At 46.1% G+C, this 13,830-nt stretch carries 12 protein-coding genes and 1 pseudogene; 6 read left to right on the top strand and 7 right to left on the bottom strand.

The genetic code is table 11. From position 1 onward, the window contains the following. Positions 1-161: 161 nt before the first annotated feature. The 5 genes from ACQVGS_RS17755 to glvA form a co-directional block, all read right to left on the bottom strand. A complete protein-coding gene (locus tag ACQVGS_RS17755; protein WP_106021607.1) occupies positions 162-1,976 on the bottom strand; it encodes an ABC transporter ATP-binding protein in 1,815 nt (604 codons plus the stop codon). Beyond that, complete coding sequence (locus ACQVGS_RS17760; protein ID WP_106021608.1) at positions 1,970-3,691, bottom strand: ABC transporter ATP-binding protein; 1,722 nt, start codon at positions 3,689-3,691, stop codon at positions 1,970-1,972. Before ACQVGS_RS17760 ends, ACQVGS_RS17755 begins: the two co-directional genes overlap by 7 nt. Positions 3,692-3,795: 104 nt before the next feature. Beyond that, entirely contained in the window at positions 3,796-5,382 is a 1,587-nt protein-coding gene (malP, locus tag ACQVGS_RS17765; protein WP_024120617.1) for a PTS maltose transporter subunit IIBC, read from the bottom strand. A gap of 14 nt (positions 5,383-5,396) precedes the next feature. After that, complete coding sequence (locus ACQVGS_RS17770) at positions 5,397-6,161, bottom strand: MurR/RpiR family transcriptional regulator (protein ID WP_024120616.1); 765 nt, start codon at positions 6,159-6,161, stop codon at positions 5,397-5,399. Positions 6,162-6,226: 65 nt separating this feature from the next. Beyond that, the gene (glvA, locus tag ACQVGS_RS17775) at positions 6,227-7,576 is read right to left on the bottom strand and encodes a maltose-6'-phosphate glucosidase (protein WP_106021609.1); all 1,350 of its coding nucleotides are present in this window, start codon (positions 7,574-7,576) and stop codon (positions 6,227-6,229) included. Between the two features lie 334 nt (positions 7,577-7,910). Here glvA and ACQVGS_RS17780 point away from each other — a divergent pair, with 334 nt between their 5' ends. The 6 genes and pseudogenes from ACQVGS_RS17780 to ACQVGS_RS17805 all read left to right on the top strand — a co-directional run bounded on the left by ACQVGS_RS17780 (position 7,911) and on the right by ACQVGS_RS17805 (position 11,744). Continuing rightward, positions 7,911-8,225: a WXG100 family type VII secretion target gene (locus ACQVGS_RS17780; protein WP_024120614.1), complete on the top strand. Its 315-nt coding sequence runs from the start codon at positions 7,911-7,913 to the stop codon at positions 8,223-8,225. Positions 8,226-8,230: 5 nt separating this feature from the next. After that, positions 8,231-9,433 carry a hypothetical protein gene (locus tag ACQVGS_RS17785; protein WP_101863596.1) on the top strand — a complete coding sequence of 401 codons (1,203 nt, stop codon included), beginning with the start codon at positions 8,231-8,233 and terminating at the stop codon, positions 9,431-9,433. An 11-nt stretch (positions 9,434-9,444) separates the two neighbouring features. Then, positions 9,445-10,230: a YfjC family protein gene (locus ACQVGS_RS17790; protein ID WP_106021610.1), complete on the top strand. Its 786-nt coding sequence runs from the start codon at positions 9,445-9,447 to the stop codon at positions 10,228-10,230. Between the two features lie 49 nt (positions 10,231-10,279). Continuing rightward, positions 10,280-10,801: a YfjD family protein gene (locus tag ACQVGS_RS17795; RefSeq protein WP_420867033.1), complete on the top strand. Its 522-nt coding sequence runs from the start codon at positions 10,280-10,282 to the stop codon at positions 10,799-10,801. A 43-nt stretch (positions 10,802-10,844) separates the two neighbouring features. Beyond that, a pseudogene (locus ACQVGS_RS17800) lies at positions 10,845-11,364 on the top strand (YfjD family protein). A 50-nt stretch (positions 11,365-11,414) separates the two neighbouring features. After that, positions 11,415-11,744, top strand: coding sequence for a YnfA family protein (locus tag ACQVGS_RS17805; RefSeq protein WP_081638253.1), 330 nt, complete (start codon positions 11,415-11,417; stop codon positions 11,742-11,744). A 36-nt stretch (positions 11,745-11,780) separates the two neighbouring features. Here the strand turns inward: ACQVGS_RS17805 and ACQVGS_RS17810 are convergent, their stop codons facing one another. Continuing rightward, complete coding sequence (locus tag ACQVGS_RS17810) at positions 11,781-11,960, bottom strand: small acid-soluble spore protein H (RefSeq protein ID WP_106021612.1); 180 nt, start codon at positions 11,958-11,960, stop codon at positions 11,781-11,783. Positions 11,961-12,012: 52 nt separating this feature from the next. Continuing rightward, positions 12,013-13,830, bottom strand: a complete 1,818-nt coding sequence (acoR, locus tag ACQVGS_RS17815; RefSeq protein WP_151174850.1) for an acetoin dehydrogenase operon transcriptional activator AcoR — start codon at positions 13,828-13,830, stop codon at positions 12,013-12,015.

The following is a 13,830-nucleotide window of genomic DNA, read 5'->3' on the forward strand; positions in this document are numbered from 1 at the left end:
TTTATCCTCCTTGATAAATGTTATCACTTACTTAATGTAAGCTAGTATATATACATAACTTGTTTACGTCAAGTAATTTTGTTACATTTTACGAAATTGAAATAAAAGTACTATAAATCTGTAACAAAAAAGACCTTTGTGCAGGACAAAGGTCTTTTTCTTTATTTCTGAAATTGGCTTTCGTATAAGTCACTGTAAAATCCTTTTTGGCGTACCAGCTCATCATGGCTGCCTTTTTCAATCATTTCGCCGTCTTTTAATACGACAATCTGATCCGCTCTTTGAATGGTATTCAGCCTGTGGGCAATGATAACGCTCGTTCTCCCCTCCATTAAACGGGCAAGCGCTTCTTGGATTTTCACTTCTGTTACGGTATCAATGTTGCTTGTCGCTTCATCCAAGATGAGCAGAACCGGATCGGCCAGCACGGCTCTTGCTATGGAGATCAATTGTTTCTGTCCTTGACTGATGCCCGAGCCGTTTTGCGTCAGCACTGTATCATATCCTTTTGGCATCCGCTCAATAAAGCTGTGGGCATTCGCTGTTTTTGCTGCGGCCTCGACTTCCTGATCGGAGGCATCGAGCCTGCCGTAGCGGATATTTTCTCTGATCGTGCCTTGGAACAAGAACGAATCCTGAAGCACAAACCCCATATTTTTTCTCAGGCTCGCCCTTGTCAGCTTTTTAATATCAATCCCGTCAATTAAAATGCTCCCCTCATTGGGCTCATAAAAACGGGCAAGCAGATTGGTAACAGTGGTTTTACCCGCTCCCGTCGGGCCGACAAAGGCGATTGACTGCCCGGCCGGCACTGTGAATTGGAGGTGTTTCAGTGTCTGATTGTTTTCCTCGTAGCCGAAGGAAACATTTCGGAATTCAATGCCGCCTGTTTGTATCGGCTGATGCAGGGCACTCTTTTCATCCTCACGCTCCTCTTTTTCATCCAGCACGTCAAACACCCGTTCAGCGCCGGCAATAGCGGACAGCATCGTATTAAACTGATTGGCCAGATCATTTAATGGACGCGTAAACTGTCTTGAGTACTCGGCAAAGACAACGATGGTGCCGATGGATATCCAGCCTTTCAGCGCAAACAGTCCGCCGATTGCAGCAATGATCGTAAAGCTTAAATTGTTTAAAGAGTTCATCACTTTCGGGATAAAGCCGGAAATCGTCTGTGCCCAGAAGCCTGAAGTCTTGAGTGCGGCGTTTTTTTCCAGAAATTCAGCTGTAATCTGGTCTTCCCGTGAATACGCTTTGATGACCTTTGCGCCTGAAATGCTTTCTTCAATATATCCGTTCAGCTCGCCAAGATTTTTTTGCTGTTCTTTAAACAGTTTTCCCGTACGGTTTGTAATCCATTTCAGACTCACCGCCATTACCGGAATGATCGTCAGCGTGATCACCGTCAGCAGCGGACTCATATACAGCATGACGGCAATCGTTCCGACGAAAGTGATGACGCTCGACAGAATTTGAATCACCGACGTATTTAAAGTGGAGCTGACATTTTCGATGTCATTGGTCACCCGGCTCATCAGCTCGCCATGCCGCTGTTTATCAAAAAACGGGATCGGCAGCTCATGCAGATGGGTGAACAGCTCGCTTCGCATTCTAAAAACTGTGCCTTGCGAAATCGTGATCATCCAGTAGTTTTGAAACCAGAGTGATAAAGATTGAATGAGATATATGCCAAGCAGAATGAGCAGAACGGGAATAAGCCCGCTGACCGTCTGGCCGACGATGAAATGGTCGATGGCCTTTCCGATCACAAAGGGGCCGAGGAGCCCGAATATCGCGCTGATTACGACCATCAGCATAACGAGTATAAGCAGCCCTTTTCGTTCTGCCAGGTAAGACCAGATTCGTCTCAAGGTGCCTTTTGTATCCTTTGCTTTCGCCCTTTTTTTGGCGCGCTCTTTTTTATCGATTGGGATTTTGGGATATTGGAAAGGCTGGCGGATGTCTTTCAGCACGACTCGCTCCCCTCCCTTCCGAATTGTGACTCGTAAATGCGCTTATATAAATGTGAGTCGGAAAGCAGCTGGCTGTGTGTGCCTTTTTCTATCAGCTCTCCATCCTCGAGCAGCAAGATTTCATCAGCTTTCATGGCCGTTGTTATTTTTTGTGTAATGATTAAGGTTGTGCACTCATATGTGCTGATGGCCTCAAGCAGATTCGCTTCCGTTTGCAGGTCAAGCGCGCTTGTGCTGTCATCCAAAAGAAGGATGGAGGGTTTTCTGATCAGTGCCCTTGCAATAGAAATCCGCTGCTTTTGACCGCCGGACAAATTGACGCCTCTTTGTCCCAGGACGGTATCATATCCCTTCGGAAGCTTCATGGTCGTTTCATGGATTTGCGCATGTTTGGCCGCTTCCATTATTTCATCAAGTGAAGCATTTTCTTTGCCCCAAGCAATATTTTCTTTGATCGTGCCTGAGAACAAGAGCACTTCCTGGGGCACAAATCCGATTTGCTTGCGAAGGCCCTCCGCCGGAAAGTCATCAATAGGCTTTTCATCTATGTAAATGCTGCCCGAATCCGGCTTATAAAGCCGCGGAATGAGCTGAAAAAGCGTCGATTTCCCTGATCCTGTCGCCCCGAGAATCGCGATCGTTTCTTTCGGCTTTGCGGAAAATGAGACATTGCGCAGCGCTTCTCTGTCCATATCCGGATATCGGAAGGACACATCCTGAAAGTCAATTCGGCCTGACAAGCGAGATGAGAGTAATCCTTCCTCCTGCTCGTCACCTTCTGTTTCAAGCACCTCGCCGATTCTGTCGCCTGAGGCTTTTGCCCGGGTGAAAATCATAATCAAAAACGGGAACATAGAAAGCGCACCCGTAATTCGTGTCGCATAGTTAATAACCGCAACGACATCGCCGACCTGAGAACCTCCGCTTGTGATGCTGTGAGCTCCCGCCCATAAAATAAAAAGAATACAGAGGTTCATCAGCAGCATCAGCACAGGCATCGTAAATTCTACAAGCTGAAATGCCGAGACCGTTTTTTCCATCAGCATCGTGTTTGCTTTGATAAATCTCTTGACCTCATGGCTTCCGCGCAGCAGCGCTTTAATCAGCTTGATCGCAGTTAAATTCTCCTGCATGATCGTATTCACCTGATCCAGCCGCTTCTGCACAGACCGGAACAGCGCCCCGCCCTTTTTCAGTACCCAAAGCAAAAACAAAATCAGGATCGGAATCGTCACAAGAAGAAAAAAGCCGAGCTTCACATTAACGGCGAGTGACAGCGCAATGCCGCCCAAAATCATTAACGGCGCACGCAGCATAAACCTCAGGCTCATAAAAATCAGGTTTTGCACCTGTGTTACATCGTTTGTCAGCCTTGTCATATAGGATGAGGACGAAAACTGTCCAAATGTTGAATAAGAGAAGGACTGGATTTTTTGAAAAAGCCCTTTTCTCGTATCGTAGGAAAAGCTTTGGCTGACATGGGCAGCGTAAAAGGAATTCAGCATCCCCGCCGCAAATGATAAAATGGTCAGACCGATCATGACCGCACCCCATATCCAAACGTGCCGCATGTCTTGCTTCAAAATCCCATCGTCGATGATTTTTGCGATCAATAGAGGCTGTACCAGTTCAACCGCGAGTTCCGTCAGCATGAGAATCAGCGCAATTCCCACCAGAAGTGAGTATGGTTTTAAATATGATAAAGCCTTTGACATGTAAAAGCCTCCAAATCCCTTATACTCGATTGTCTCTTTCTTTACTTTACTATGATGGTCTTTTTGACGGCAAACGAAAACCCTCCCAAAAAGGAGGGTCTGCTTTATTGATTTAATAGTTTTTCCACACGCTCCCGCATCTGCGGCACACTCAATCCGATAATCACCTGAAACGCTTTTCCGTTTCTGACGACGCCGTGAGCTCCAAGCGCGCGGAAGACGCTGTCGGGTTCGACCTTTTTTTCATCCTTGACGCTGACTCTGAGGCGGGTGGCGCAGTTTGTGACCTCGGTGATGTTGTCTTTTCCGCCTAACGCTTCGATGTACAATGCAGCGGTTTCATCTGCCGTTTCTGCAGCGGAGGCTGTTTCATCCTTTTTGTTTTTTCTTTCTCTGTATTCTTGTTTCGAATACAGCTTTGTTTCCTGCTGATCGTCAATTTCCCGTCCCGGTGTGGCAATATTGAATTTGAGGATCAGAAATCGGAAGACGAAAAAATAAATTGCAGTAAATGAGAGTCCAATCAGAATTTGATACACATACGTCATACCGTGGCTGCCAAAGAGCGGAATCCAGTTCAGGGTAACCGCCTCAATTAACCCGCCCCCCATGTTTCCGACAACACCGGCCATATACATGACCGTCGACATTGTCGCGGCGAGTACGGCGTGAACCGCAAATAGGAAAGGAGAGATGAATAAGAAAGTAAACTCAATCGGCTCTGTGATGCCGGCGACGATCGCCGTGAGTGTGACAGGAATCAGCAGGCCGGCAACGAGTTTTTTCTTTTCCTTTTTGGCTGTGACATAAAACGCGAGCGCAATCCCCGGAATGCCGAAGATTTTTGAATTGCCGTGAAGCGCGAATCCGCCTTGCGGGAACAGCTCCTTCAGCGGTTTGGCGCTTTGTGAATATTCACCAAGGTGCTGCGCCCAATACGTGACGATCCCGCCTTCCGCCACAGCCGGGCCGTAGATGAACGGCGTGTAAATAAAATGATGAAGACCGGTCGGAATCAAAATCCGTTCCAAAAATGTGTAAATCCAAACGCCCACCGCCCCGGAAGCGACAAGAAAGCTTTGAAGCGACCCGATTCCCGTTTGGACCATCGGCCAGATAAAAGACACGGCCAGAGCGACCGGAATCATAATGAAGAAGGAAATCATGACGATATACGTGGAGCCTTGAAAGATGCCGAGAAAATCAGGCAGTTTTTTATCAAAATAGCGGTTATGCAAAAATACGACAATGGAAGAAATAAAGATTGCCCCAATAATGTTGGTATCAAGCGTTTTAATGCCGGCAATCATCGTTAATCCGCTCGTTCCGCCAACCTCTTGATTCATATCAACGCCAAAGGCGCCTCCCCAGACTGTCAGGATCGAGCTGACAAAATAATTAAACGTTAAATAAACCGTAAGCGCTTCCAAACAAGCGCGCGCCTGAGCTTTTTTCGCCAAAGCGACTGGAATGCCGATGGCGAATAAAAGCGGCATTTGATTAAATACCGTCCAGCCGCCTTGCTCAATGATATACCAGCACTGATACCAAAACCCGTCAGGATCAGCGAGCGGCCCCATCAGGGTTTCGTTTTTGAAAAGCGTGCTGACACCCACGATAATGCCGGCGAACGCAAATAATAATACAGGCACAAACATCGCGCTTCCAAAGCGCTGGACTTTTTGCATCATACCAAAACCCCCTGCTACTCAATGTCGTTTTTTTCAGCTTCTTTGTAATCAACATATGCGCGGAACAATGCTTCGCCAACGAGAAAAAACGGCGCAAAAGCGACAATTTCTTTTTTATCACTCAATGTCACGGGCTTGCTTGTCGCATAAAGATTATGCGGTGTGAGCTGGGCGAGGACATTGTTTTTCAAATTCGTAATGGAAATAAAGGGAACTCCCTTTGCGGAAAGCATTCTTGCCTGCGGAATCAGCTCAGGCGTTTCTCCGGACAGCGAAATGATGATAAACAGGTCATTCACCTTAAAATCATCCTGCATCTGGTCAAATTCATTTCTGCCCTCAATTAAAATCAGATACTTATTGAGAGGGATAAACATTCTTTGCAAATCATGGGCGCATATCTTTTGCGCCGTTCCGGACCCGTACACGAAAATGCGGTCCGCTTCATCAATCAGCTGGCACATGTCCGTCATGTCCTTTGTCCTTATAAATTTCAAATTTGCTTCAATATCATCCAGCAGCTTTTGAAAACTCATACTCTCGCCTTCTTCCGGCTGATCTTCCCACTTCAAAAAAACGCGAAATTCACTGTAGCCGCTGAAACCGAGCTTTTGGGCAAGACGCAAAATCGAGGAACGCGATACGCTGCATGCTTTCGCAAGGGCATCGATTCCAAGACGATAGCACGTGTTCTTGTGATTCAATATATATTTCAAAATATGAAAATCATTGTCATTTAATTTACTGTAATGCTGATTAATCAGTTCTTCGAGCTGCATATCAGATCCCCCCATTTTCTTTCTATTATATACAATATAGATTTCGAAAATGGGGGATTTTTCAGTTATGAGATACGGCTCGGGCTTTGATCAAGCTCAGGCCAGAAATCTTTGTTGGCCTCCAATAAATCTTCGAGAATAAGCCTTGCCACACGGGCGTTCGGCACTGTTTTTGAGAGAATGAGCGCCTGCCATAGCTTTTGGAAGGATTTTTCCGTCCACGCCTCAACTGTCAATTTTTCAACTGATACCTGCTGTTCCATCAGTCCTTTTTGGAACTGCGGAATGTTTCCGACTGTGATCGGTTCAGGCCCGTTTGAGCCGACGATACACGGCACCTCTACCATCGCTGTCGGGTCAAAGTTTGCGATTGCGCCGTTATTTTCAACAATTAAAAGCATTCTTTCACCTGTATTGTAGGCAATGGCGCGGGCAAGATCGACGATATATGACGCGTGATCGTCTATTTTGATTTCGCTGTTTTTAGAGGACTGCTCGCGTGCAATCATGTCGCATTGGCTGAAAATAAAGGCTTCGCGCCCTTCCATGACTTCGTTTGCCCGCGTATGGTTCGGATTTGATTTTTTCACCATGTCATCCGGGAACAGATAATATTGTAAATACGTATTCGGCAATGTGTCCGGATCGGCGGCCTGCACGTCACGCGCTTTTGCGAACGTGTCATTCCAGCTCGCCTCCACCGCCTCGGACTCTGCGTTCGGAATATACCCGTACTGAGACACATGTTCCTTCAGCTTCGGCATTAAATTATTGCCCTCTTGATCCTGAATGGATGTCCACCAGCCGAAATGATTTAATCCATAATACCGGACCTTCATTTCTTTTCTTGAGGACAGGCCGAGAATTTGCGCCATACGGTCTTCGATACCGACCGGCATATCACAAATGTTGAGGATTTTCGAGTTCGGTCTGAGGCGTCTCGTTGCTTCCGCCACAATCGCCGCCGGGTTGGAGTAATTCAGCATCCACGCATCTGGCGAGTATGTTTCCATGTAATCTAATATTTCAAGCACGCCGCCAATTGAACGCATACCGTATGCGATACCGCCCGGTCCGCACGTCTCCTGGCCCACAACTCCGTACTTCAGCGGAATTTGCTCATCAAGCGCACGCATCGCGTATTTCCCTACCCTGATGTGTGCCATGACAAAATCAACGTCTGTAAAAGCTTCTTCCGGGTCAGTCGTCGCTGTAAATTCAATTTCGGGTGCTTTTTCTCTGATAAAAACGTCACAGGCCCCCGCGATCCGCTCCTGTCTTTCCTTATCATTGTCATACAGCTTCAGCTTTCTGATCGGAAACTCATCCAAATGGTCTAAGAGCATCAGAACAATCCCGGGAGTAAATGTGCTCCCTCCGCCCGCTATTACGATTGAGAATGATTTTTTCTTCATATGACGACCTCCTTGATAACGTTTACATTTTATTTATATCATGTGACAGCTTGTCTCGTAATACTTTTGGCGCACTTAGGTCATTTGATCAGTTTTAGTTTTTTTTCCCATCGAGCGGGAAATTTCTCACTTATCTATCAGTTCAACAATTTGATTTTTTTACCTTTTTTGTAATCTCAAAGTCTCATCATCTGTGAAATTTGAGTGAATATACGCCCTTCCAATTCTTATGAAAAGGTTCTTTTGTACGATTCGGATACATGCCGAATTATTTATAATCATTTATATAAAACATCCATTTGTGCGTTAATTTAGGAAAGGCAGGGGACAAAAGTTGGACTCACATAAAGTCATCGAGCTTGCAAATCAGTACAGTGCAGCCGCAGAAGAGGTCAGAAGCTCAAAAATGCTCCTTGACTCCCGGTTATCTGCATTGGGCGATGCGTGGCAGGGAAAAGCAAGAGACACATTCGACCAGGATTTCGAGGAAACAAAAGCCGCCTACGATCAGTTCGAACAGGAGCTGCTTGAAACAAGCCAGGAACTTAAGGCAGCTGCCGTAAAAATAGAAGAACGAAAAGCTGAGATTGCCAGAATGGAAGAATTAGAAAGAAAAGCAAGAGAGGAAAGACATAAACTCGAGAGGTGAATAGCGTGTCAGGAAACATTGCAGTTGATCCGGATAAGCTTGAACAGCTGGCGAATGATGTGGTCACAGAATTAACTGATATGGAAAACAAATATAAGGATTTGCATATGGAGCTGGGACAGCTGATTTTACAATGCGATCCCCGCTACAGCAGCTGTTTTTCGGGTGTTGGGGATGCTTGGAGCTCAGGAAAAGCACTCGTCAGCAAGCTGAGTGACAATGAGATATTCATCAGAAAAACGAGCGACAAATTTGTTGAGCAAGACAATATTTTACGAAAGCTTTATAACGCTTACGACAAATACGGAACGATGACAAGCTTAACCGCCCTGATGCTGACCCAGGGAAAATACTACGGATTAGGGCTTACAAAGTTTGTGAAACAGCCAAGCGGCTTACATACTGCACGGCATTCAAAGCTTCTATTGGACATTTCCAGAGCAGTAGACAGCTCCCGTTATCAAAAAGCAGCCAGAGTGCTTTTGAACCCAAAATATCTGTTTAAAAAGACAAACCGGCCATTTTCTGATTTGGTACATAAAAAGTTTACAAAATACTTTCCGCAGGACACGGTGGATTTTTCAAACAGCGTAAGGAGCTATACAAGAGGATTTGTTAATGAAGCCGGCGTACGCTCAACATTGAAGGATGTCGGAAAAACAGGCTTGAAATTCGCAAAAGGAAATGCCATTACAGCGACACTGATAACCGGAGCGACAGAAACGTTTGGAGCAGGCTTAAAGATCGCAGAAAATTACGCGAAATACGAAGACAAACCCGAAGTGCTCAAACGGGAAAATGCAAAAGCTGTTGGCAATGCAGTGAATAACACTATTTTTGTCGCTGGCGGCGCAACGGCAGGCGCTGTAATAGGCGGGGCGATCGGAAGTTTTGCTGGCCCTGTTGGTACTGTCCTCCTTGGCGCAGCTGGCTCTTATGTTGGCGGAGTGGTAGGAGAACAAATTGCCAAATTTACGGCAGGTTTCGCCGAAAAGGCAGCCTTAAAGCTGAAAGAACCGATTCATGCTGTTGTAAATACTGCCAAAAAGGGGCTGGAAGCGGCCGGCAAAGTCGTAAAAACGGTGAATGACGGCATAGATGCGGCTAATAAAACAATTCATAAAGGAATGGCCAAAGCAAAGAAAACGGCGGACTCGCTCATACACGGCGCAACTCATTTCCTTAAAGGCAAACTTTCATTCGGATAGGAGAATAAATCATGAATCAGTTTACGATCAGCTTAGAAGAGCTCATATTTTGTTTTTACAGCGAAGGCTTTTTTGAACAGGGCATGTCACTGAAGCAAGCCTATTTTCCTGAAGTAGAAGATGAGCAGCTCGGATTTTTATTTGAAGCGGCCTGCCGTTCGCTTTTGGCGAAGGATGCTGCTGAATATCGGAATCATCAATACAGATTAAAGGACGAGTATTGCCCGTTTATCCACGTATTAAATGACGCGGACTATACAGTGAAGCTTTCCAAGTTTGACGAGCAAGGCAGCGAACGGAATGTTTCCTGCCATGTTTCAAAATTCGGCACCTACTCCCATGAGCTTCTTTTTGATGAGCAAGTACATAGTATAAAAAAAATGGAATCAAGCGACGGATTACTTACAAAAACAGCTGAGTTTTTAAATATAATAGATACCGAGGATAAAAGTGAATTTATCCTGACTTTGACATCAAAAGAATTTGAAGCACTTCTGGAAGGTGCTTCCGAGACTCCCTCATACCTGAAGGAATTCCTTGGAAAGCACGACTACCAGGAGGACATTACCCGGTTTATAAATGATTTGTCATTACGTAAAGGAAAGATGGATACGCTGATGCGCCTGTCTTACGATAAAGATAACGCACCGGAAGTGGATGACATGGCTTTTATCTTGCCCGGCACCCGCCATACTTGGCTTGTAACGGGTATCACCCAGAATGAATTTACTGTCATGGCTGCTCATAAGGATGTTGTAAATCAAATCATTTCAAAACCGAACGAGAATCTGAATTGATAAAAGGAGAAGAGCATTGGAAAATCAAGTAGTCGAAGTCAAAAGCAGAATGTTCCTGAGAATATGGGCTTTTGTCGGATCTGCCGGTATGGGGCTTGCTTGTTTATGGCTGTTTTATATGGGGATTACCTTTCAAACGAAATATTATCTCCTAGCCATTCCAGCAGGTTTTCTATTCACCTTGTTTTGTTTATATTTATTTATCATCTTTTTTCCTGCCTTTACCTCTAGGGGAAATATCATCTTCCGTATTAAAACCGGAAAAGATGGTGAGATATTCACTGACAAAGCGGCTGTAAAATTTGCCGATATCAAGAAAATTGAAATGAATCGCAATAAATACCGCTTAAAAGGGATTTTCCAGGAAGATGTCATAATTCAAACAACTAACCACAAGACAATTCGCATTCCGACTTGGAACATCATTCCAAACCCTTTGTTTTTTGAAGCGGTTGAACGTTATATTGTCCCACATATGAATGATGAAGCGAAAACGAATTGGATCGGTCAGTTTACAGAGATTCAGCGCAATGTGTATTTAAAGGAATTTGAGAATCATCCGAAGCTTTAGGAGCAGCACATTGGAATCACATGATATCGAAGTCAAAAGCAGAATGTTTTTCAGAATCTGGCTGTTTCTCGCAACAGGCGGCGCCGTGATTGCAGGCGTGTGGCTGGTGTCAGAAGCCATTACGTTCGAATCCAAGTACTCTCTGCTTTATTTGGGCGGCGGATTGATGGCAATTGTCTATGGCTTGATCACATTTTCTATGGTTTTACCGGCGTTCACAAGCCGAGGACATGTTATTTTTCGTATTAAACAAGGGCCTGACGGGGAAATCTTCACAAAAAAACGCAGCGTGCCTTTTACTGAAATCAAGCGCATTTATATGGGACGCCATCAATACAGTTTGAAAGGGATTTTCTTTGAGGATATTATATTGAGAAGAATGACGGCAAGATCGTTCGTATTCCGACTTGGAACATCATAGCTAATCCATTATTTTTGAAGCGGTTGAACGTTATATGCTGCCCCATATGACGGAAGAGGCGAAAAACAATTGGATCAGCCAGTTTACGGAGATTCAGCGCAGTGTGTATATAAAGGAATTTGAAGAGAATCCAAAGCTTTAACGCCTCTCTCTCCTTTATAATGAAATGTAATTGAAGTTTGAGGGGTGCGCGTGATGCTGATGACCATTCTTTTATTTCTCGCGGCGGGACTTGCTGAAATTGGCGGAGGCTATTTGATTTGGCTGTGGCTGAGAGAAGCGAAGCCCGTCGGATACGGGGCAGCCGGGGCGCTGATATTGATTGTGTACGGCATTCTCCCGACGTTTCAATCCTTCCCTTCCTTCGGCCGTGTATACGCCGCTTATGGAGGAGTGTTCATCGTACTAGCTGTCTTTTGGGGGTGGCTTGTCGATCGGAAAACTCCTGATCTGTATGACTGGATCGGCGCACTGATTTGTCTGATAGGCGTTTGTGTGATCTTATTCGCGCCGCGAGCATAACAAAATGGCCTGCTTATGAAAGCGGGCCATGTTTGTTTAATTCTCTTTTAAGTTGTTCAGCAGCACTTCATGCTCCTGCTGCGGTTCATCCAGCGGATAAATTCTTGCTGTTCCGGTTTCTTCATTCACATGCTGAATGTAAATCGGAACTCCGTTATAAGTTACTTTCTTCATATCCGGTGATTCCACGATTTCTTTCGCTCTCTGTATATTCATCTCAACATCCTCCTTCACCCATAACGTTTCCATTTCTTGAAAGAAGTATGCTTTATGATCCAGCGGTCATGTTAAATTTTTTCAATCGTTTATAGAAAGTGCTGCGCGGAATGCCGCTGATTTTCGCGGCTTGGGAGACGTTTCCTTTTGCCGTTTCAAGCGCATTGATGAGGATATCTTTTTGAATTTGCTCACGGAGAGTAAGCGCCTTTGTTTCAGCCCCCTTTTCTTTTACGGGGCCGATCGGCAAGCCCGACGCTTCGAGCAATAAGGAAAGCGGCTCGTCACTCAGCCGTCCGTCCGGAAACCTGATGGAAAGACGTTCAAAGACATTAAACAGCTCGCGGATATTCCCCGGCCACTTCCATTGCTTCAGTACGTCCAAAAAGGCAGGCGGAAGCTCTCCCGGCCATCCATTTTTCTGTGTGTAGTACGCAAAGAGGGCCTCTATATCTTCGAGACGGTTCCGCAGCGGAGGAAGCTGAATCGGGTAGACATGAAGGCGGTAAAACAGGTCCTCTCTGATTTTTCCGCTTTCTGCGAGTTCACGCAAATCACAATGTGTGGCAGCAATCACTCTGATATCAACCGGAATTTCTTTTGTCCCGCCGACCGGCGTAATCTTGCGTTCCTGAAGCACCCGTAAAAGCGCCACCTGCATCGAGTGGGAAATTTCTCCGATTTCATCTAGAAATAAGGTGCCATGATGCGCTTTTTGGAAGGCGCCTTTGTAGCCATCTCGTTTCGCTCCTGTAAAAGCGCCTTCTGCATAGCCGAACAGCTCGCTTTCGATTAAATCCGACGGGATCGCTCCGCAATTCACGGCTACAAACGGGCCGTTCTTACGGTCGCTGTTTTCATGAAGCGCGCGGGCCGCGACTTCCTTGCCCGTGCCGGTTTCACCCGACAGGCAAACTGTCGCATCAGCCGCGGCCGCTCGTTCGAGGCTTTTGAGCATCGCTTGCGATTGCCTGCTTTGTCCGAGGACTCCATTGAATCGAAAGGCCGGCTTTTTCTTTTGTTCCGATAAATAAAAACAAGTGCCGCTGTCCCCCATGGTGACCGCTTTATCGATTGTAAAACCCCTTTCCTTCAACTCATAAAGATGCCGGCCTTGCCAATCCGGTATTGACGATCGTATCGGCAGGCTTGCGCCGATGATGTGCTGTTTGGCATTGCAAAGCACGATCGGCACACGGGACGCTGCCCTATCGGCAAAGCGGCTGAGCAGTTCAAGCTCTTTCTCCCTGCTTTTGGCTGCCAATTCCCTTTCCGCGGCAAAGGCAATGGCCGCGGCAATGCCGAGCATATTTGGCTGTGCATGCGCTGCCGGGCAAGAGATATCAATCACCCCCGCAAGACTGCCGTCCTCATAATGAATCGGTGCTGCTGAGCAATTCCAGTGATGGGAGGCGACAGAATAATGCTCTGATCCTTGAATGACAACCGGCTCGCTAATGTGAAGCGCCGTGCCAATTGCATTGGTGCCAACCGCCGTTTCTGTCCAGCACGCTCCTTCGACAAAGTTAATGCGTTTGGCTTCATGCAGCGCGCGGCGATGGCCGTCAAGCGCCAGCACCATGCCGTCCGCATCAATTAATAGCGCCATCATTTCCATTTCTTTTATTGCGGGCAGCAGTTTTTCCAGGTAAGGCATTGCGGTCGACAGAAAGAATGAATGCTTGTTTGACTGCTGATCCAGTTCCGTTTGCTGCAAAACCTTCGGGCCTTTTTCTAAATAGGGGTTAACCTCAGCCTTTCTGCAGCGGTGCCAGGACTCGGCTATCCTTTTTCTTATTCGGGCTTCGTCCAGCACGCCGTCTTTCACAAAACGTTTCCAGGTTTGCAAATCGTTCGGGATCGAATTCAT

Source organism: Bacillus sp. SD127, assembly GCF_058566445.1.

Excerpts from the sequence above, each read along its gene's own strand:
- ACQVGS_RS17760 (WP_106021608.1), bottom strand. The coding sequence starts at position 3,691 with ATGTCAAAGGCTTTATCATATTTAAAACCATACTCACTTCTGGTGGGA.
- malP (WP_024120617.1), bottom strand. The coding sequence starts at position 5,382 with ATGATGCAAAAAGTCCAGCGCTTTGGAAGCGCGATGTTTGTGCCTGTA.
- ACQVGS_RS17770 (WP_024120616.1), bottom strand. The coding sequence starts at position 6,161 with ATGCAGCTCGAAGAACTGATTAATCAGCATTACAGTAAATTAAATGAC.
- glvA (WP_106021609.1), bottom strand. The coding sequence starts at position 7,576 with ATGAAGAAAAAATCATTCTCAATCGTAATAGCGGGCGGAGGGAGCACA.
- ACQVGS_RS17790 (WP_106021610.1), top strand. The coding sequence starts at position 9,445 with ATGAATCAGTTTACGATCAGCTTAGAAGAGCTCATATTTTGTTTTTAC.
- ACQVGS_RS17795 (WP_420867033.1), top strand. The coding sequence starts at position 10,280 with ATGTTCCTGAGAATATGGGCTTTTGTCGGATCTGCCGGTATGGGGCTT.
- ACQVGS_RS17810 (WP_106021612.1), bottom strand. The coding sequence starts at position 11,960 with ATGAATATACAGAGAGCGAAAGAAATCGTGGAATCACCGGATATGAAG.
- acoR (WP_151174850.1), bottom strand. The coding sequence starts at position 13,830 with ATGAATTCGATCCCGAACGATTTGCAAACCTGGAAACGTTTTGTGAAA.